31 protein-coding genes are annotated in these 18416 nt (G+C 59.4%); 1 reads left to right on the top strand and 30 read right to left on the bottom strand.

Features of this window, described 5'->3' with window-relative positions:
* Positions 1–6: 6 nt before the first annotated feature.
* The 16 genes from DEJ54_RS18830 to DEJ54_RS18905 all read right to left on the bottom strand — a co-directional run bounded on the left by DEJ54_RS18830 (position 7) and on the right by DEJ54_RS18905 (position 7849).
* Positions 7–402 carry a hypothetical protein gene (locus tag DEJ54_RS18830; RefSeq protein ID WP_113155916.1) on the bottom strand — a complete coding sequence of 132 codons (396 nt, stop codon included), beginning with the start codon at positions 400–402 and terminating at the stop codon, positions 7–9.
* Positions 402–788 (bottom strand): hypothetical protein, encoded by a 387-nt coding sequence (locus DEJ54_RS18835; RefSeq protein ID WP_113155917.1) that lies wholly within the window; start codon positions 786–788, stop codon positions 402–404. The genes DEJ54_RS18830 and DEJ54_RS18835 overlap by 1 nt, the downstream gene beginning before the upstream one ends.
* Positions 781–1377: a hypothetical protein gene (locus DEJ54_RS18840; RefSeq protein ID WP_162742348.1), complete on the bottom strand. Its 597-nt coding sequence runs from the start codon at positions 1375–1377 to the stop codon at positions 781–783. The genes DEJ54_RS18835 and DEJ54_RS18840 overlap by 8 nt, the downstream gene beginning before the upstream one ends.
* Before the next feature lie 95 nt (positions 1378–1472).
* Positions 1473–1724: a hypothetical protein gene (locus DEJ54_RS18845; RefSeq protein WP_113155919.1), complete on the bottom strand. Its 252-nt coding sequence runs from the start codon at positions 1722–1724 to the stop codon at positions 1473–1475.
* Positions 1725–1802: 78 nt separating this feature from the next.
* Positions 1803–2318, bottom strand: a complete 516-nt coding sequence (locus tag DEJ54_RS18850; RefSeq protein ID WP_162742349.1) for a hypothetical protein — start codon at positions 2316–2318, stop codon at positions 1803–1805.
* 92 nt (positions 2319–2410) lie between these two features.
* Entirely contained in the window at positions 2411–2755 is a 345-nt protein-coding gene (locus DEJ54_RS18855; RefSeq protein WP_113155921.1) for a hypothetical protein, read from the bottom strand.
* Between the two features lie 83 nt (positions 2756–2838).
* Positions 2839–3081, bottom strand: a complete 243-nt coding sequence (locus DEJ54_RS18860) for a hypothetical protein (RefSeq protein WP_113155922.1) — start codon at positions 3079–3081, stop codon at positions 2839–2841.
* The gene (locus DEJ54_RS18865) at positions 3081–3263 is read right to left on the bottom strand and encodes a hypothetical protein (RefSeq protein ID WP_113155923.1); all 183 of its coding nucleotides are present in this window, start codon (positions 3261–3263) and stop codon (positions 3081–3083) included. The genes DEJ54_RS18860 and DEJ54_RS18865 overlap by 1 nt, the downstream gene beginning before the upstream one ends.
* On the bottom strand, positions 3260–3508 hold the full coding sequence (locus DEJ54_RS18870) for a hypothetical protein (protein ID WP_113155924.1): 249 nt from the start codon (positions 3506–3508) through the stop codon (positions 3260–3262). Before DEJ54_RS18870 ends, DEJ54_RS18865 begins: the two co-directional genes overlap by 4 nt.
* Entirely contained in the window at positions 3508–3753 is a 246-nt protein-coding gene (locus tag DEJ54_RS18875; RefSeq protein WP_113155925.1) for a toxin-antitoxin system HicB family antitoxin, read from the bottom strand. The genes DEJ54_RS18870 and DEJ54_RS18875 overlap by 1 nt, the downstream gene beginning before the upstream one ends.
* Positions 3753–4184, bottom strand: coding sequence for a hypothetical protein (locus tag DEJ54_RS18880; protein ID WP_113155926.1), 432 nt, complete (start codon positions 4182–4184; stop codon positions 3753–3755). The genes DEJ54_RS18875 and DEJ54_RS18880 overlap by 1 nt, the downstream gene beginning before the upstream one ends.
* A 202-nt stretch (positions 4185–4386) precedes the next feature.
* The gene (locus DEJ54_RS18885) at positions 4387–4767 is read right to left on the bottom strand and encodes a hypothetical protein (RefSeq protein WP_113155927.1); all 381 of its coding nucleotides are present in this window, start codon (positions 4765–4767) and stop codon (positions 4387–4389) included.
* Positions 4768–4937: 170 nt separating this feature from the next.
* Complete coding sequence (locus tag DEJ54_RS18890) at positions 4938–6089, bottom strand: hypothetical protein (protein WP_113155928.1); 1152 nt, start codon at positions 6087–6089, stop codon at positions 4938–4940.
* A gap of 2 nt (positions 6090–6091) precedes the next feature.
* On the bottom strand, positions 6092–6784 hold the full coding sequence (locus tag DEJ54_RS18895) for a hypothetical protein (protein WP_113155929.1): 693 nt from the start codon (positions 6782–6784) through the stop codon (positions 6092–6094).
* A 233-nt stretch (positions 6785–7017) separates the two neighbouring features.
* Positions 7018–7599 (bottom strand): DUF6011 domain-containing protein, encoded by a 582-nt coding sequence (locus DEJ54_RS18900; RefSeq protein WP_113155930.1) that lies wholly within the window; start codon positions 7597–7599, stop codon positions 7018–7020.
* A gap of 49 nt (positions 7600–7648) precedes the next feature.
* Positions 7649–7849, bottom strand: a complete 201-nt coding sequence (locus tag DEJ54_RS18905; protein WP_162742350.1) for a hypothetical protein — start codon at positions 7847–7849, stop codon at positions 7649–7651.
* Positions 7850–7900: 51 nt separating this feature from the next.
* Between DEJ54_RS18905 and DEJ54_RS18910 the strand changes: the two genes are divergently transcribed.
* Complete coding sequence (locus DEJ54_RS18910) at positions 7901–8284, top strand: hypothetical protein (protein WP_113155932.1); 384 nt, start codon at positions 7901–7903, stop codon at positions 8282–8284.
* 24 nt (positions 8285–8308) lie between these two features.
* Here DEJ54_RS18910 and DEJ54_RS18915 read toward each other — a convergent pair whose 3' ends face one another.
* The 14 genes from DEJ54_RS18915 to DEJ54_RS18980 all read right to left on the bottom strand — a co-directional run bounded on the left by DEJ54_RS18915 (position 8309) and on the right by DEJ54_RS18980 (position 18331).
* Positions 8309–8575, bottom strand: a complete 267-nt coding sequence (locus tag DEJ54_RS18915; RefSeq protein WP_113155933.1) for a hypothetical protein — start codon at positions 8573–8575, stop codon at positions 8309–8311.
* A gap of 21 nt (positions 8576–8596) precedes the next feature.
* Positions 8597–9805, bottom strand: coding sequence for a hypothetical protein (locus tag DEJ54_RS18920; protein WP_113155934.1), 1209 nt, complete (start codon positions 9803–9805; stop codon positions 8597–8599).
* 113 nt (positions 9806–9918) lie between these two features.
* Positions 9919–10488: a crossover junction endodeoxyribonuclease RuvC gene (locus tag DEJ54_RS18925; RefSeq protein WP_113155935.1), complete on the bottom strand. Its 570-nt coding sequence runs from the start codon at positions 10486–10488 to the stop codon at positions 9919–9921.
* Entirely contained in the window at positions 10478–11392 is a 915-nt protein-coding gene (locus DEJ54_RS18930; RefSeq protein WP_113155936.1) for a hypothetical protein, read from the bottom strand. Before DEJ54_RS18930 ends, DEJ54_RS18925 begins: the two co-directional genes overlap by 11 nt.
* Positions 11386–11691, bottom strand: coding sequence for a hypothetical protein (locus DEJ54_RS18935; protein WP_113155937.1), 306 nt, complete (start codon positions 11689–11691; stop codon positions 11386–11388). The genes DEJ54_RS18930 and DEJ54_RS18935 overlap by 7 nt, the downstream gene beginning before the upstream one ends.
* On the bottom strand, positions 11688–12041 hold the full coding sequence (locus DEJ54_RS18940) for a hypothetical protein (RefSeq protein WP_162742351.1): 354 nt from the start codon (positions 12039–12041) through the stop codon (positions 11688–11690). The genes DEJ54_RS18935 and DEJ54_RS18940 overlap by 4 nt, the downstream gene beginning before the upstream one ends.
* Positions 12034–13116, bottom strand: coding sequence for an AAA family ATPase (locus DEJ54_RS18945; RefSeq protein ID WP_113155939.1), 1083 nt, complete (start codon positions 13114–13116; stop codon positions 12034–12036). Before DEJ54_RS18945 ends, DEJ54_RS18940 begins: the two co-directional genes overlap by 8 nt.
* Before the next feature lie 3 nt (positions 13117–13119).
* A complete protein-coding gene (locus tag DEJ54_RS18950) occupies positions 13120–13371 on the bottom strand; it encodes a hypothetical protein (protein ID WP_113155940.1) in 252 nt (83 codons plus the stop codon).
* A gap of 42 nt (positions 13372–13413) precedes the next feature.
* Positions 13414–13743, bottom strand: coding sequence for a hypothetical protein (locus DEJ54_RS18955; protein ID WP_113155941.1), 330 nt, complete (start codon positions 13741–13743; stop codon positions 13414–13416).
* A gap of 18 nt (positions 13744–13761) precedes the next feature.
* Positions 13762–15159 carry a DEAD/DEAH box helicase gene (locus DEJ54_RS18960; RefSeq protein WP_162742352.1) on the bottom strand — a complete coding sequence of 466 codons (1398 nt, stop codon included), beginning with the start codon at positions 15157–15159 and terminating at the stop codon, positions 13762–13764.
* Positions 15160–15286: 127 nt separating this feature from the next.
* On the bottom strand, positions 15287–16117 hold the full coding sequence (locus tag DEJ54_RS23285) for a hypothetical protein (protein ID WP_162742353.1): 831 nt from the start codon (positions 16115–16117) through the stop codon (positions 15287–15289).
* Positions 16118–16221: 104 nt separating this feature from the next.
* Positions 16222–17223, bottom strand: coding sequence for a hypothetical protein (locus tag DEJ54_RS18970; RefSeq protein ID WP_113155944.1), 1002 nt, complete (start codon positions 17221–17223; stop codon positions 16222–16224).
* The gene (gene rnhA / locus DEJ54_RS18975) at positions 17220–17846 is read right to left on the bottom strand and encodes a ribonuclease HI (RefSeq protein ID WP_113155945.1); all 627 of its coding nucleotides are present in this window, start codon (positions 17844–17846) and stop codon (positions 17220–17222) included. Before rnhA ends, DEJ54_RS18970 begins: the two co-directional genes overlap by 4 nt.
* Positions 17843–18331: a hypothetical protein gene (locus tag DEJ54_RS18980; RefSeq protein ID WP_113155946.1), complete on the bottom strand. Its 489-nt coding sequence runs from the start codon at positions 18329–18331 to the stop codon at positions 17843–17845. Before DEJ54_RS18980 ends, rnhA begins: the two co-directional genes overlap by 4 nt.
* Positions 18332–18416: the final 85 nt, after the last annotated feature.

Raw genomic sequence — 18416 nt, forward strand, 5'->3', positions numbered from 1 at the left:
GGCTCCCTATCGGTGGTGACTGATGACGTGCCAGCCGAGGGCACTGCGTGGTGCACCCGGTGGCAGGTCGAGACGGGTCAAAAGCGCGCTCAGGGGTTCGAGGAAGTCTTTGGCCGGGGCCTTCATGTCGCCAATGGCCGACACGGGGTTCTCGAAGTGCTCGAAGTTCCCCGTCTTGGCGATCACGTGGCCGATGGCGATGTACTTGCCACACATGCCGTCATACAGGACCGTCAGCCCGTCCTTCGGGTTGGTTTCGGTCTTGAACGCATCATCCATGTAGGGTTCGAGGACATCGAACAGTGACGGGTGCGCAGGGTCGTCGTGCCGCCAGACGGAGTGCGCCTGCTCGTAGTCGAGGATCACCCCGAACATGACATAGGTGTTCACCTGCGCGCTCATCAGAACCCCCACTCTTCGTAGACGACGTGGGGATGCTCCAAGGCGACTTCCGGGTGCTGGGTCCGGGGCTCCTTGTTGCAGCCGACTTCGGCTGGCGGGGTGGTACACAGGACCGCCAGCAGGCGGTAGGTGCCCGTGAGGTCGAGATAGGCCATGCCGGCCTCCATCGCCGCGTAGGGCTCGTCCCGTCCGATTGCAGCGGCCATTCGGTTGATGACCCCGGTCGCCTTGTTCGTGTCGGTCAGGCCCATCTGCCTGCAATGGTCGAGGGCGGCCTGTTTGCGGTACGCGGGCACAGGCTTGCCGAATGCATCCATGCCGTCTGCGGACATCGCGTCGGATGCGCGCTGGTTCACCTGCCCCGGCGTGTTCATGAACTCAGCCATCGGCGTTCCCCTGCTTCTCGAAGAAGTTCTGGACCCACGCCCCGGCGTAGTCGGACACCCTCTCGTCAGGGTCCAGATCGGGCAGGATGAAAGCCCGACCCAGATCAGCATTTTCACGGTGGAAGCTGACGTGCATCTCCTCGCAGGCCAGCACGTGCTCCCAAGCGTCTCGGGCGCTGGTGCCTTCGTAATCCACCTCGTCCGGGAATGCGTAGACCCGCATCGTCAGACCTTCAGCCTCGGCAGTTTGGAGCAGGCGCTGGGCGACGCAGGGCGGTTCGTCCACCTCTTCCACATGGACGTTGCTGATCTTCGAGATGCGGGCATAGACATCGCTGCCGGCCCACACGTCCTCCTGCCACTCAATCAGAAAGGACATCGCCTCGGTGATCGTACCAATGACCTCTTCGGGGTTCTGCTCCGCCAGGGTCGGCACGGGTGGCACATAGCCCTCGGCGTTCTCATCTGCCGGGAGCCCATCGGTGCCGATCTTGTCGCGGCTGACGAAGCTGATGCCGTCTTCCAGCTCCTCCCGCTGCTCGTCGGTCATGTCACCGATCTCGATCTCCATGGTGATCTTGAGTCTCACTTCGACCCTCCTTGGTCATTTGCAATTAATTGCACATTCCACTCTACAGATTTGTCAGGCGTGTGCAATTAATTTCCAATAGACCCACAACTGTCTTACGCCTCGCCGAGCGCCGCCTGTATCCCCCGGAGGAGCTTCAGGGTGGGTACGGCATAGGTGCCTTGGTTCTTGGAGAGGAGCTGACGGGCCGTGCGTGCCTCCTGCTTGGTGTCGTAATCCAGACGCAGAGGATCGCCGCCGGCCTGCAGCAGAAGGAAGTGGTAGTGCGTCGAGCGCTTGCCGGCCCGCACCAGCGTGTCCGTTGCGACTGGTCCTACGAACGTGGTCTTGCCAGGGCTTCTGTCCATGATGATCTCCGTGCAATTAATTGCATCTGGCACCTGTAGGCATGAAGGGTCCGCGACTACCCTTCACGACTAAAGACGTCAGTCTGACTTGGCTGCTTCAAGGATTTTGAGGATGGCCTTTTCCTTATCGACAAGGCCGCGCCCCGACTTGGATGCACCATGCTGCTCAAGGGCTTCCATGATCTTGCTGTGCTCTTCGGGGCTGAAGTACAGCACCAGCGACTTCGAGTTATCGCCGATTGGCTCGCCTTTAAGATAACGCTTGATGTCCGCTACGTTATGCTTGTCGGCGATCTCAAGGAGTTCATGCACGTTTTGCTTTGTCACGTGCGGCTGGATCGTCGTCAGCTTGGTCCAGCCAAGGTCAACGAGCTTCTTCTTCGGTATCTTCAGCGGAGTGAACGTCTTGTCCACGGCAACCAGATAGTAAACTTTCCTTCGGCTCATCCCGGTCGCATTAATGAAGTCTCGGAAACGATCCGGGTCGTTCTCCTGCAGACGGTGCAATTCCTTCGCCAGATCGACGAAGTTGTCGTCAAATGCTTTGGCAAGGGACATTGCCTCCGCATAGACCTTTTCTGAATTCTTAACCACCAATCCCTCCTTGAATTATCGCGGTTTGCCGACAAGCGGACCAGTGACCATAACCCTCGTCAACTGCGCAATCAAATGCACAAATCGGGCCGTCACAACAAATCCGAAGGGTCCATCCCCTCCGTGAAATCGGGCACCAGCAAATCCTTGTCGATGCGGTCCATATACCGGTTCGGTTTTCCTCCGCTAAGGATTTCAACCCCGTGCAGATAACGATTGATGAATTGCGGATATGAAAGCACGACGACACCGTTGGCGGCGGCTGCTTTTGCTTTAACGGTGTCCGTTCTGCTTGCCACCAGAAGGTCGGTGGACATGTTGACACGTTTCGCCACGGACAGTTTTCCTGTCTGGTGGCATGCAGCAATCAGGTTTTCCCTGATGATCGAGCGGCCCGCATTGTCGATAGCAGGGCCTGTGAGTACGACAGACAACATCTCACTTCTCCTTTTGTCTCATTTTATCTTGCCGATGGAGCGCTCCCCTGTCCTTCGGATTTGCAATTAATTGCACGGGATGGTTACCGACCCCCTGCCACTTCTTCTGCCAGGGCGTCCAGCTCACCGGATCGGTCGAGGCGGTCCCACCAGCTCTGCGGGATGGGCTTCATCACGACCCTGCGGTCTCTCTTGCGGACCCGTGTCGTGTAGATGCCGTCGATCTCGTAATAGGCGTACGCGATGCCCATGGACCGGTCAGCCGGCAGCAGGCGGGCCTCCACCACAACGGGGAGCCCACCAAAGATGGTCGCATCAACCTGCATCACCGGCCCTCCGCGTTCTTGGGGGCGAACATCTCGTAACCCTCTTCCATGAACTGGTCGAACTCGTCCCGGACCTCCTGACTGAACAGGTGCCTGTTGTCGCGGATCGCCACAAGCGTTTCGAGGTTCAAGTGACTCCCCCTCACGAGGGTGGCCACCTTCTTCAGGTTCTCGTATTTCATCTGTCGGTCTCCTTGAGGTGCCCACGCCAGCAGACGCCGTACTCGTCGAAGTCTGCCTTCAGCGCCGGGCGCATCTGGTCCTTCATGCCAGCGATGTGCACGGGGCCATTCTTCCAATCGTGCCCGCCCTTGAGGACACTGCCGTGCAGCACCCCCATCCAGTCGGGGAAGTCCGGCAGGATGAAGCCAAGCGTATGCTCTCGCAGGACAACATAGCTGGGGTTCAGGCTCGCTACGTGGTGCATCAGTCGCCCTCCCCCAGACCTTCGTGGATCGTCATCTTGGACAGCAGCTTGACGCTTTCCTCCAGCACGGTGACGCGATACTCCAGAGCCGCCATCTCGCAGGCCCCCTTGCGCTGGCCAAGGTGCTTCTCCAGGGCTTCCACCACTTCCGCGTTGAGGCTGCGGTTGTGTTCTTTGGCAGCCGCCTCCAGCCGGTCCTTCAGCTCTGGAGAAATGCGAATGCGCATCATTGGGTGTCCTCGCATCACGCTGCCTCCTTCTGGATCAGGCCCTTCTCTTCGGCGATCTTGGCGCTCACCTTGAGGCGCAGCATGATCGTGTCGTCGTTGTTGGTGACGAGGGACGCGCTGATGCAGTGGTTCTTATGCAGGTACTGCACGTCGCCGCCATCGAAGTACCACCATGCTTTCGTCTGCCGCAGGAACGGGAACTCGAACACCATGGCGTCGAGCGTGTTGCTCTCGGCAGATGCGAAGGTCTTGTTATTCACGGGTGCCGGCTTCTTGGGCGGCATGGCAGACGGGCAGACCGTGATCGGGACAATCTGGTGCCCCCCGCTGACCGGCATCACGGTGTACTTTCTCTCGGGATAGCGCTTGCGCATCTTGCCCAAGATCATGTTCGCCACCATGGCGTCAGGGTAGATCATTTTCGCGGTCTGGGTTGCTGTGGTCATTCTAGCCTCCTTGCTACATGCCCTGTCGGGTTGACCTTCTGGAAACCGTTGGGTTCCCGATAATCTGATCATCCCAAAGTTGGTCTCTGGCGTACAGCCAAAATTGCAATTAATTGCACTTGTCGAGTGCGGAAAACAGGTGATGGTTAACGGTCGCGCCGCCGCATTTTCTAAGCAGCGCAACCTCGTTTTCTAAGGGGTGTTACCGGCTGAGGTGGGCATCAGCGATCTCCTGCACAAAAGACTGGAGACCAGCCCCAAGGACTAGGCCGAGCGTCAAGCACATCACTGCGCCGATCCCTACAGCGAGCACCCATGCACCCTTTGTCAGCGTCTGCAAGAACCCCAGCCTCCCCTCGGCCAACAGGAACACATGACCCGCGACGCCGATGGCAATAGCTTGCCCACAAACCATCGCTGCCACGCGCAGCAGCATGCTTGAGCTGATCTCTGCGAGATAGAACAGAGCACCAGCCACCGCGAGATTACGGACAAACTCTGTGACCCACTTTGCAAAGGCGATCACCTTGCGGACGAAACCGAACGTGTCTCTTTTCTGCGTCGCCGCCGGCTGATCTGTCATCGTTTCCCCCACAATCCTCTAGACGGGTCATTCCTACTCACAGCGGGAGCGACTTGTACAGACGACCCAGCAAGCGCCGGTAAATCGCAGATGAGGTTGCAGAGCGACAACCAGAGGGGCATCGCCCGCTTCTGCTGTTGGTAATTGAAGAAACATCGAAGAATGTAGACTCAGAGAGGTTGGCGGGTCGCTTCTGAACGCCAACGTCGGTGCTCTTCCCTTATTCTTTTCTCTACAGCCGCCAGAGCTTCATCGTAGTTTTGGATCGACGGGCTGCGCTCCGCGAGCTCGGAAGCAATCTTGATTATTTCCCAGGCATCAAAGTCATGGAACGGATTGAGCCCCATCACATTACCCAGCGTATTATCCTTAGCATCAGGTGCCGCAAACATCTTGGAGTAGCACCCGATGGCTTCGTCCATGCTCCAATCAGAGATGAAAAGAACCAACGCACTAAGAGCCAACAATGGGGTGGGAGCCCCCTTGGAACGATAGTGCGCGGGATTATTCTTGTGAGGGAACTCCGAATTGGCAGCAACGAAAGACGAGAGAGTGATCGACTTTTCGTACTGCTCCCGCAACACGGAGCGGTCGAAAGCCTCTTCTGCGGGACGCGACTCCACAATGCTCTTTGCGCGCTCGTAGCTGCTTGAGAAGCGCGCCCTTCGCGCCCTCTCGTGATACCAGCTCAAGAACTCCCGGTTATCCTCCGTAAACTGCCTCATCGCCGCTTCCCGCCAATTGAAATTCGGCATCTCTGCGTGGACCGGGCTGAAGGACCACCGGCCACCGTGGGGGTAATGTCTATCTAGCTTCTGCATTGTCACAATGCGTTCTGGCGAAGCTGGTATCGTGATCCGCGATTTGGCTTTCTGATCATAGAACCACTGCCGCATCGCACGGATCGAACTCTGGTCGAACAGCTTCCTCTCGATACCCTTGCACACAAGTGAGCGCACGAACCGCGCCTCTTCGGTGCGAGCGCTTGCGAAACTAACCCTCCACCCGGCTTCGCGTTCAGGGGCTTCTCTACCGAACTCGCAGTATCGACGGTGCGCGTCCTCGCCACCCGGCCCCTCAAACCGGAAATGTGGTTTGCGCACTGCCCTCCCGCTGCTCCGTCCGAAAGAGGTTCTGACAATTTGCGCGCCACCTACCCCACAGGACGAGCAGATCACGTCGCTCTTGATTTCTTGCCTTTCTTGCTCAGAAATGTCCTCCATTGTGCCAGCAGAAGCAAATAAGTCCGCTCTCATCAACTCCAGTAATTGCTGGGGATCGAGTTCCCTTCTAAATTCCGTTGAATAAGCGGTTTCAGGCATACTCAGCCCCCATCATTCCCGTCGCGCCAAGTGGTTACCGTATTCTTTAAACGACTGACGATGATGGTCATATCCGCGACGGGGAAATAGTACGCATCATGCAGATTGAGTGCAGCCTCCGTCTTCTGAAAATCGCCCAACTTCTCCACAAACAGGGTCGCATCCCAAGGCGTACCCGAAGAGACGTTCATCATGACCCAACGCTGTGCGTTGTTACGCCGATCCGCTTCCTCAATGCTTTCGCCGGCCCCTCCCAGGGTCACGTCATCAACGCCGATGATTTCGTTGGTGATGGACTTGGCCTCGCGGGGACCATCCTTCGCGCCCCAATCTGGGTAGAACGTGACGTCAGCGGTATAATCGCCAGACGGTAGCCCCTCCCCTTCCATTTCAATGGTCTGCTTGGGAGAAGTTAGCCTCACACGCTTGGAGAAGCCGATATACACATCGTTGGGGCTTTGGTTTTTCGCGGACACGCTCGCCATCACATCTATCGGAAGCGGAATGTTCGTGTCCACGTCAAGATGAACGACGGACGCACTCAACGGCCTAGCTTCTACCGAGATGGTATATTCTTCCAGACTCACAGCCTCCGAGGAAGCCACCTCGCGCTTGACCACTTCCTCACCACTAAGGAAAAGATAGGCCAAAAAGCCCGACAAAATGAGGATTACGAATATTACTACGGTTCTCAACTCATTCCCCCACAGAAATTCAGGACCGGTTCTTCCATAAACTTAATTTTATCTGCACGCGACCACGCAGCGGCTAGCATAGACGACCTAACAACTCAATTGGAAGCCCGTTTCGTACGTCATTGGCGCTCTGCGTATTTTACCCGTCGTAGCCGGGTTCGGGGATGACCTCCCTGAACACGCGGCCATCGACACTGACGTACAGATCGTCGTACTCAGGGCTCTTTGTGCAATTAATTGCAATTGAAGGCGCTGACTTTGCTCCCGTAAGGCAGGTTATAATGTTTCGCGCAGACCGGGCCGTATCCGACCGCCGTGCTCTTCTCGTCTTCGAGCTTCCTGCGGCAGAAGCAGCAATGGCCGGTCAGCTTCCCGTAGGCGCTGGCAGTGCCGGCTGGGTCCGCAGACAGAGCCTTGAGCAGGGTCTGTACCTTGCGGGACATGGCGAGGTCGCTTTCGACGGCCCCGGACTTCTGCCAGACACCATCGGGCGACACGCGGCCATACCAGACATTGCTGCCGTAAGGCCCGCCGTCGGGCAGCTGAAGGGCTATAGCCGGGTATTTCAGATGCTCTTTGGCGGTCTCGAAAAGCTTGATGAGGCCGTGCATCTGGCCCACGGTTTCCGTCTCCTTGGTGAAGTCCGGCACCCCGGCGAACTCGGCGTCCTCGGCCAGCTTCTGGACCCAATACCACTGCTTGTTGGAGAGATCGCCCTTGCGCTCGAACTGATGGATCAGGGAGCCGGCGAAGTCTTGCTGGCGAGCAGGCACCCTCGGGAGTGCCGCTTTCAGGTTTTCGATCTGGGTGTTCATCTCGGTCTGCCTCCTTGCAGCATTCTTGTCTGTGGCGAGAGCCTTGGGGTCAGCCCCAAAGCTCCTGTGCCCATTTGCCGGTTGCCCTCCAATGGTCGAGCGGCTTGGCCTTCAAGTCTGCGATCTGGGCACGAACGCCGGGAACGCGCGAGCAAAGAGTGGGGTGCTTGGCCCAGCGGTCGGCGCGATCCTCAAGGACAGCGATCTGGGCTTCAACTTCGGCTGCCGCCTCTTCATAACGATTGGTCATTTTCTGCATATCTCTTGCCCTCCTTGGCACGGTGAGATCGGGTAATTCCCTATGACCTCAGTCTACCAAATGGGGCCGTGGCGTACAGAGAAAAATGCAATTAATTTCACAGAAATCGTTGCGTTGCCGGTCGAGAGGGCAAACGGTATGTTTGCGGGCATGATCGATCTCTCGAATTACGTCATCACGTACCCACTCAAGGTGGACACCCTCTGGAAGCTGAAGAAGCTCGGGATGGGCCTAACGGCCTACTGTGGCAACCCGCAGTGCGAATACTTCGGGGCGCTCGACCTCGACCTCCTGATGGAACGGCTCGGGCCGGAATTTCGGTTCGTGGGGGACGAGACCATCGACCGGTCAATCCGGTGCCCCGTCTGCCAGCACAAGGGCGGTGTGGTCAAAGTGCAGGCGAACACTACCGCCCAGAACGTATAAGAGCCCGCCAGGGCTCTGGCAGGCTCATTTCTGGTTCTTCAGATCGTCCACGGCGTCTTTGAGGGATTTCCCGATCCCCTTCAGATCAAGGGCCATCTTGTTCATCTCGCTGACCATGTGTTTCATCATGTCAGACAGCTCGGTGCTCGGCTCTACGAACGACAGGGCGGATGACATGCCGTCGGTGCTTACTACGCTCAGCGCGCTAACGTCCCCATCAGCCCCGGCCAGATCAACGAAGAACTCTTGGGGGGCCAGCGCATGGAAGTGCACCAGCCCGCCATCGGCCAAGGCACCCGGAGGTGCCGTAAGTCACGCGGCCTCGTCTTCCTCGCCTTCGGTGAGCTCGACGTTGATCGCGGCGTTCGGATAAGCCTTTTCCAAAGCTTCCAGAGCTGCCTCGATACCCAGGCTCTTCAGGCGCTGGGCCATCGTCTGGGAGGACAGGTAGTCTCCGCAGATGTACTCCAGGGCCACCGTATCCACGGCAGTCCCGGACTCCGACTTGGCCTTTTCGAGAGCCGCTTCGATGACCTGCTTCTGCTCCTCGTGGACCTTGAAGGTCTTCGTGGTCACGGTCTTCGAGGTCTGATCCTCGATCCCCTTGGGCGTGTCCTTCGACAGATGCGCCTTGACCGTCTCGATGAGCTGGAGCGTCGTCTGGCCCTCGGCCACCTTCACCCACTGGTCAACGTTGTCGAGCGTGATGACGCCGGCAATCTCCTTGAGCTTGGTCCAGCCAAGGTGCGACACCTTCGACCACGGAACCTTGCTCTCGGAGAGGTTGTTGTAGATGCCGACCCAATAGGTTGCCTTGCGGTAGTGCAGGCCGTGCTCGTTTTCCACGAACTCGCGGAAGGACGCATAGGGCTCGTACCAGCCGTTGGCCTGAATGACCGACAGGACGCCGCCCAGCTTGAAGAAGGTGAACTCGGTCTGCTCGGACAGCTCGGTGACGAGGCTGCGGGCTTCCTTCTCCTTCATCGTCTCGATCTCGTGGATCAAATCGACAAGGGCGTCGTCACCCGGCTTCGAGACTTCGCCGCTCTTGCTGGTGGACTTCGCAGGGGCCTTGCTGGCCGGCTTCTTCGCGGCCTTGGGCGCGGCCTCCGTCTTGGCGTCCTCAGTCTTGGCCGGGGCCTTCTTAGCAGCAGGCTTCTTTGCCGGCGCTTTCTTGGCGGCAGGCTTCTTCGCAGGGGCCTTCTCGGCTTCCGGCTCGGGCTCGGGCTCGGGCTTCTCCTCTTCTTCGGAGGAACCATCGTCGAACTGTTCCTTCAGCCAGACGCGCTTTGCGTCCGCGTCCCAGCCGGACCATTCCGCCGGGGTCTCAACGCCGAACTCTTCGACCAGGGCATCCAGCTCCTTGCTGCTCATGCCATCGACTTCGACGGAAGCCTCTTCGACCTCTTCAGTCTCTTCTTCCTGCGCGGTCTCCTCGGCCTGCTCGGCAGTGGTGTCCAGCTCTTCTTCCACGGCAGTCTTCTTGCCGCCCTTCAGGAGGCTCAGGCTTGCTGCGCTCATGCGACTTACTCCTTGCTTGGGTTCCAGACCAACAGAAGCCCTCCGTGGCAGCGTTGGTAATTTGACCCATCGACACTAACAGTTGTGCAATTAATTTCAATTCCCTGATGCAATTAATTGCAATTGATCGAGAGTTTTCCGACCACCATGCGCATCTCCTTCGTGATGCCGGGGAGCCGGTTCGATACGGCAAGCCCCATGGCCGCAAGGCCGTAGGCGTCCGCCGTATTGTTGCTGCTGGCGGTGTGTCCCCAGCGTTTGAGCACGTACATCATCACCTGCTCTTTCGGGGAGCCACCCTTGCCGGTGACGAACTTCTTCAGCTCCGAGGCGCGCGGGTCGTACCATTTGAAGCCGTCCAGCACGAGCATGAACCGAAGCAAGCCGCCCAGCTCCACGAGCGGGATGGTGGCGTTCGGGTTCTTGCCGAGGGAGTAGCCTTCAACGACGATGCGGTCGGGCTTGACCTCGTGCAGGGTGGTCATGATCCGCTCGACGATGTGCCGGGTGCGTTCAACGCCGCGCATGCTTCCCGTTTTGATCTCATCCTCAAGCAGAAGGTCCGGTGTCGTGGTGCCATTTTCGCGCAGCACCACAAGCCCGGTGGCCGTGGCAGAGGGATCGATACCCATAGAGACGAGCGCCTTTTGCACCGTCTTCTCCTTGTCCTGTTCACTTGCCATTGTTCTTCCAGTCGTACTCCGGGGGGTAGTCTCCGCTGAAACACGCCTTGCGCACCGCGCAGCCGGCGGCCCGCTTGCTCATGGCCGATGAGCAGATGCCGCAGGGCATCCCGACCTTCCCGTCACGGAAATCCTTGACCACCTTGGCCGACTTGGCGAGGTCTTTCGTGTCCGCATCCTTCCGCTCGATCTCGAACTCCTTGAACGGGCTGAAGTTGTCGGACAGGCCCCACTTCTTCACCTCGGGGTCAGCGCATCCGTAGCCGCCCTTGGTGGTGTAGAGGATATAGCCGTGGCTGGTTTCGATCTGGGAGGCGAAGGGGTAGTCGCTCTCGGCGATGATCCGCAGATACAGATTGGTGCGCCACTTGTGCTCCGCCAGCGGGGCCTGCAGCGCCTTGAACTGATCCTTGTCCATCGTCTTGATCTCGTGGGGGATCAGGCGTGGGCCTCCAAGCGCCAGGAGCATGTCCACGCCGCACGACGCCCCGGTCTTGGTGCTGGTGAAGCGCACCTCCTTCGGATCAAACTTACGGGTGCCGCAAACCTTGCACTTCTCGGGACGCAGACAGAACTCGTGCACGGAACCACACGCGACGCACTTCCAGTGACAGACCGCCCTCCCCATATCGGCAAACCAGAGCACGATGTTCTTCTCCTGATCGCGACCGATCTGGAAGGTCATGCGCTCGGAGGCCGAGAGCCACTGATCCTTGGGCTTCTGCCCGGTGACGTCGTGCAGCGCGTAATACCGTGGGCAGAACCCACCGGGGCGGGTCAGCTCAGACGCGTGGACGAGGGCCAGAGGCCGGGCCTTCTCAAAGCCGCTCAGATGCTGGTGGAGGAAGAACTTCGCAGTCTTCTTCGGGACCAGCTCCTTGGCTTTCTTCAGAAAAACTACCATGAGCCCTTGGCCTTCCCGAATATCCATTTCTGTAGGTCAGTAGAAGCCTGAAGACCTAACGCAGGGTCGGCAATGACCGTCATGTTGATGTCGAGAGCCAGACCGCCGGGGAGGTACTGTGTGGTCTGGGTTACGCTCTCCACCACGATGCCGTTCGCCTCAAGGGCATCGAGAGCAAGCCCCACGGGCACGTCGTGCGGGGCCGGCAGAAGCACAGCAGCACCGGACCCGAGGGGGACGGGAGCTGGCGCATTCCCGAGGTTCTGGGGCAGCGCCTTCGCGGCAGCGATCCACTTCATTTCAGGTGACCCTCCCAAACGTGCCGAGGCACCGCCACCCACTCACCGTCGAGGATCGGCCTCCCGTCGGGTGTGACGAAGGAGATCGCCAGCGCGGGGTTCTTGCCTTCGGAACGCGCCTCGTGGGCAATCTTCAGGAGCCAGTCCCGCTTGAGGCCCATGGACAGCCCTGTGGTGCTCTTCGCCTCCATCAGGACGCTGCCGAGGTCGATGTCCCCCTTGGCACCCTCCATCGCCCCGGAGGCTGGCCGCGCGCGACCACCCAGCTGGCGGGAAAGGCGTTGTTCCGAGGCCCTGCCCGCCTTGCCGATAGAGTGCTTCTGCTTCCGCTTTAGGTAGGGGTTATTCATCAGAGCCCCCATCATCGTCGATCTCGCCCCCGGCCATCATCGTCTTGATGACGTGCCCCCGGACCTTGTTCGCGTAAGCCGGCTCGCTATAGAAGCGCTCCTTCCACGCCTTCTGGGTGGCGTAATGCTCCCCGAAGATGCTCCAGCCCTTCTTGTCGGCGGCAAACCATTCGCCGAAGCTTTCGAGATAGCCCTTGATCGTGTTGGCGTCGTCGCACTGACCGATCTCCAGACCGCCATGGGGCTGCGTCGCCATCTCGAACTTGCCGCTCGCTGCCAGGATCGGAACCTTGAACTTCTTGATGACGAAGCTCACCTCCTTGCGGACAGGCATCACCTTCGAAATCTTGCTGTCGATGATGTTGTTGCCGTAGACCCGCAGGACAATCGCCGACTGGAACCACGGCTTCTTGCCGCCGGGCGTGGTCTCGGGGTTCCCGAACATCACGCCGATCTTGTAGGTGATCTGGTTGATGTAGAAGAGCGAGGGATAGCGCCCCCTCTTCTCGGCCTCCACGAAGGCGGCAATCGTCTTCCTGTAGAGTTTGCCGGATATGCGACCCGCCGCACCGGGGGTCTCCCCCTCGGCGCTCTTGTCCAGCTCTGCTGTGCCCACGAGGGCGGCAAGGCTGTCCAGCACGACGAGGCCAACGTCATCGGCCAGCAGCATGGCCTCGACCATATCAACGGCCTGCTCAGCGTAGGCCGGCTTCAGCAGAATTAGCTTGTCCGTGTCCACTCCGAGGCTTTTCGCCCACGGCGCGTTGTACTCGTTCTCCAGATCGACAAAGACGCATGTGAGCTCAGGCCAGAGCTTCTGGTGTTGTGCGATGGCCAGCAGAGCGATGTTCGTCTTGTTCGAGCTTTCCGGCCCGAAGATCATGGAGACCTTGCCGCGCGGGAACCCGCCGGACAACGCCAGGTCCAACTCGAACATGCCCGTCGGGATGCGGTCAGCGTTGACCCAATGGCTGCCGTAACTGCCGGCCCCGTCGCCCATGTCCTTCTGGAACTGTTTGAGCAACGAGGCGGCTGTGACGGTGTTCTTCTGTACTTTCTTGATCGTAACGGCCACGACCTACTCCTGCTTCACCCAGGTGATCGTCTCGGTCTCTGCGTCGTAGATGACGTCGTAGGACGGCACCTCACTGCCAGCAGGAACCTCCTCGAAATGCTCCGAGATCGCGGTGTAGTCGATGACGTCGGAAGCAAGCATGGCCTCCGCCCGGATGATGATCGTCTGCGCCATGATGGCGTAGACAACCTCTGGCACGTCATTGATGACTTCGACTGCGATCTCGAACTTGCCGCAACGGCGGTCGTTCAGCATGCGTTTCACTCCTGTGCAATTAATTGCATACTGAACGCGGGACTACTCCTCCGAGAGTTCCGCAACCATCCCCTGCAGCTTCTGGTCGGTCCATTCCTTGGCGAAGTCGAACACCTGATCGACCTCGGAATGCAGGCAGGGAACCTTGAGACTGACCTGAAGGCGAGCCGACTGGTAGTTTCCGAGGTTGTGCGTGTACGACATCTCAGTGCCCACCTCACACCACGGGCCGGAAGACCCTTCAGAAGCTGCCGTCTCGTCCGGCAGATCAACGATCTCTTCCGTGGCGTCTTCGCTGATGACCTCGCCCTTGTTCTTGGTGGCAGAGCTTACCGTAGCCTTGCCCTTCTTCTTCGTGATTGTCAGTGCCATCTTCGCCTCCTTGCGCGTCTATAGCATGTCTTTGACTTCTGCTCCGATGGAGCTGTACCACTTTGCCCTACTGTTACTGTAGGCAAGGAACACAGGGCTGTCCGCATCGATGACGTCCATCACTACGGGCTCCTTCTTGTCCGGGTACTCCCGCCTGATGCGACCCACCGCCTGAAGCGGCGCGGCCCTCGGCATCGCGAGAATGCAGGTGTCCAGCCAATCGATACTGGTCCCCTCACCCATCATTGCGTAGGTGGTGAACAGGATCGGCTTCACCTTCTCCCGCTCACGGTGCTCCTTGTCGGCCTTGGTGGTCGCACCGAGGTAGAACCCCATGTTGCGCCCGCTGATCTTGAACTCCTTGGAGCACAGCCGGTGGATCGACCGCAGGTGGTCGTGAAGCGTCGAGAACACGACGAGCTTTCGCCCCTTCTCGAAAGCGCTGTTCGTCAGCTCCGCCAGCAGGTAATTCCGTTCAGGGTCCGCCGCCAGCATCTTCTCCAGGTGCGTGGTCTTGCCCGGCTGGTGCGGCAGCCGGATAACCTCTTTCTCGCCGGTCTCCTCATTCTCCCGAAGGACGCGCGGGCAATTCCAATTGGAGGTGAAGCGCAGCACCTTCGGAACCATGAGCTCGGCTTCGGTGCGCGCCCGGACAGGCCCGATGTGGGCGTATACCAGCTGCTCCTTGCCGTCAGAGCGGTCTATCGATGCGGACAGACCCAGACGCAGCTTCGCCGGAAACATGTCCACGACAGTCTGAAACTGGTCGGCGGGAACCCGGTGACACTCGTCGAAGATCACCAGCCCGAAGTCTTCCGTGATCCAGTCGGGATACTTCCCGTCCTTGGACAGGGAGTGGATCATCGCCACTACGAATTTGGTCCCGACGACCTCGCACTTGTCACCCCTGATCTCGCCCACATCAATCGGGTCCAGGCCGAGGAAGTTCGTGCCGTTGGGGTTCGTTGAAGAGACCCGGCCACACGCACCGTCGATCCACTGCTGGTAGATGTCGTCCTTGGTGGTGATGACGAGCGTCTTGCGCTGCGTGATGGCAGCGGCGTAGTAACCGAGGACAGTCTTGCCCCAGCCCGTGTACGCGGAAACCAGCCCGCTCTCGCCCTTCAGCAGGAACTTCCGGGTGGCCTTGAAAACGCTGACTTGGTTCGGGCGAGGCTCCGGAGTATTCGGGAACTCGATGAACTCGCCATCGGCCCGATTGTCGTTGCTGCTCACGGGACACAGGGCGCGCGGCAGGTGAACAACGTTCCCTTCGCGCCGGAACAACTCCACCTCATCACCGAAGCGAGACGTGAAACGGTACTTCTTCTCGAAGAAGGGCTTCCACGAATAGACAGCGGTCGCCCCGGTGGACAGGGGCTTATCCGTGCGTTTCAGTTCAGAAAGCAACGCCATCGGTGTCTCCGAAAGAAAGAAGCGAGAGGCAGCCGCACGAGGTTTGGGCGGGGGACGACGACTGCCTCTCACATTTCCTGCAAATGGGGACCGCAGGAAATTTGCAATTAATTGCACAAATCGGGAGCTAGAGCTCGTCCGATAGGTTCTTCTTGGAGCCAGTGCCCCCGCTGTACCCGACGCCGGTCTGGGCCTTGCCAACACCGAGTTCAAGCAGCTCTTCGGGAGAGCGGTACACGATCTCCTCGTTGTAGTCCGCCGGCAGAACGCCGTCCTCGTCCTCGATCTCGTAGTGGTCCTTGATCTCCTGACGGGTCGCGAACTTATGCTGGAAGTCGAACTGGCTACCGACGCCGGCAGAGTTCTCCCCGGTGCGGTAGACATCGAAGGTGCAGCCGACGAGCCCGCCGCGCTTCTTCGCCAGCGTCGTAAGCTGGATGATGGTCTGCCGCTTGGCCACGAAGAGCTTCCGCGTGTTCTTGATCGTCTTGCCCTTGTTCGGGCCGTTCTTGATCGTGTGTTCGGTGTGATCGATGATCGTCATGACACCGCAGAGAGACGACCGTGCCCCGCTCTCGCAGATCGGGCAAGGCTGGCTCTGATCGGCCTCGGCGGTACAGACAAATTCCGACCAGTTGCCGTTCACGCGAATGCGGTGCTCGTAGAACATCAGAATGTCGAGCATGCCGGAGTCGTCGAGCTTGCCGTCGAGGAAGGTAATCTGCCGCTCTTCACCTTCAGGCATCCAGAACCGCCAGAGCTTGCCGGCCTCGGCCTTACGAAGTTCGGCCTGAGCCTCTTCGTTCGCGAGCGCTTCCTGCGCAGCTGCACCCTTCTTCATCCAGCCAGCGGCTGAAGACGAGGATTTCTTCTTGGGAGGGGATTGGTTATCGACGCTCTTGTCGGAGGTCGAGCCCGAAGTCTTCGAGGAGACTTTCTTCGCGAATTTCAGTGCCATAGCAAGGGGTTCCTTTGGTTTCCAAGTTTTCCCAGCAGACCTCCAGGGTCTGATTTAAGGATAGCGATTAGTCGCCCTTGGTCAACAAAATTGTGCAATTAATTTCACGATTTCTCAACCCCCACGAAAGGGTCGAGGAGCAGGTGCGGAGAGAGCAGGTCCACCAACTGATCCACCGTGCATTCACCGGGGTCTTTCGCCCCTTCAGGCGGCGTCAAGTGGACAAGCACGTGGTCTTTCCGAAGGGTTCGCGAGACCTTCTCCCGGCCTATGTCGCCGCCCTTCCCCCGGTCGTACAGGGTCACCCACTCCAGGGCGTCCGCCATGCGCATGAGCTTGTCCATTGAGGGGTTCACGAAAAGGGGGCTCACGACATTCCGGTACACCCGGTAGACGCTGGCCAGGTCCATGGGGCCTTCGACCACCACGATGGGCTTGTCGAGGTTCACCCAGCTCTCCCCGAGCCAGACGATGGGGTTGTTCCTTCCCGCCTGCAGATACATGCGATAGCGGGGGTCCACCTCCGGCTTGATGGCCCGACCGTGCAACCCGACCAGACGACCATAGAAGTCCCGAACGGGGAAGCAGACCCGCTGCTGTTTGGTGTCGGTGCGCAGGTCGAGCGCCTTGGCCACCTCCAAGGACACGCCCCGCTCGGCAAGGTAGTCCCTCGCGAAGGGAACACTCTCGACCGGGGGAAAGCTCTCGATCCACCAGTCCGGGAACTCGTGCAGGGTCGCCTTCTCGCCGAACAGCATGTCCTCAATGGTGGGGCTGTCGAGGTTCAGATAATCCTCGGCCTCCGCGTCTTCGATGATGGTCAGGGCGTCACCCCAATTGACGGTCAGCTCCTGCTGGGTCGCGTTGCGGTGCCGCACCTCCAGCACCAGGGCGGACAGTTTGCCGTGGAAGCCGCAGGCGAAGCAGTTGCAGAAGGCGTCTCCCCCTTCCTTCTTCACTGCGAAGGCCGGGTTCTTGTCGGTGCCGCCGTCGTGCGTCCATGGGGCTAGAGGGCACGAGGACACGAACCAGCCGGCCCTCTGCTGGGCAATCGGCACCTTTGCGTTCAGCATCTTCAGGAGCTTGACGAGACGATCCGTCTTCACAGAGGGCCAACCGCTTCCGGTGCGATGGGCGGCGCGGTCAGCAGAGACTCCTTGTGAGCCGCGTTCATGGCCTCAGTACAAAGTGTGTCGCAGCGCTCGTTGAACTCGTTGCCGGCGTGCCCCTTCAACCAGTGGAACGTCACCTCGTGAACCTGATAGAGCTTCAGCAGCTCTTCCCAGAGGTCTTGATTGATCACGGCCTTGCCTGCTGCGGTCTTCCACCCGTTGCGGACCCAATTGCGGCTCCACACGGTGACCCCCTTGACCAGATACTCGCTGTCAGAGAACAGCTCGATGGGGACGCCGATCTCCACGCTCTCCAGAGCCCGGATTGCTGCGGTCAACTCCATCCGGTTGTTGGTGGTGTCGAACTCGTGGCCGGCCTCTTCCTTGTACTCACCGGTCGGGAGGTGCGCGGTATACGCCCACGCTCCCAGGCCACCCTTGTTCCGGTCGCAGCCGCCATCGGTATGGATCACGATCTGAGAGGGTGCCTCCTGCAGGGGGCTTGCATGAAGCACCTCCACCCCGCTGCCGTTGAGAAATTCGAGGATCGCATCACGCACCTGCTCACCGCCCTCGGCGTTCTCCGCGCCAAACTGGAGCAGGAGCTGGTAGGTCATGCCTCCTCCCTGCGGAACAGCTTGATGGTCCGCGAGGAGCGTTCGGAGGCCAGAACCTCCTCCAGCTGCGGCGGGGTCAGGTACTTGTCGAGGTCCGTCAGCTTGATGGTGGCCAGCTGCATGAACGTCTTGACGCCCAGATGCTTCTTCGCCTTCTCGATGCTCTTGATCGACCGGCTTGTGCCCTTGGTCCCGGCTTCCATGCGGAACTTGGCGGCGTCCTGCTCAACGGTGTCGTCGGGATCGTTTTCGAGCGCGTCCACCTTTGTCTGCAGCTCCTTCATGGCTGCCTTGTAGGGCTTCAGCTTCTCGGTGTCCTTCTTGATCCGCTCCATGATCGGTGCGGCTTCTTCCTGCAGATCACCCACCTTGTCGATCAACTCGGCGATCTCGGCGAGCTCCGGGGACAGCATCGCGAGGCCCGAGAGGTCCGGTGCCGTCGGGGGCGTTGCAACCCGCTTCTTCTTGGTCAGAACAATCGCCATTACAGCAACCCTCCATGGTTATCGTGTTGATTTGATCCTACCGGATTGCCGGTGCCGGACAAGAGATTTGAGAAATTAATTGCAC

Origin of the sequence: Nitratireductor sp. OM-1, assembly GCF_003296175.1 — a bacterium.
In the GTDB taxonomy this organism is placed as follows: domain Bacteria; phylum Pseudomonadota; class Alphaproteobacteria; order Rhizobiales; family Rhizobiaceae; genus Nitratireductor; species Nitratireductor aquimarinus.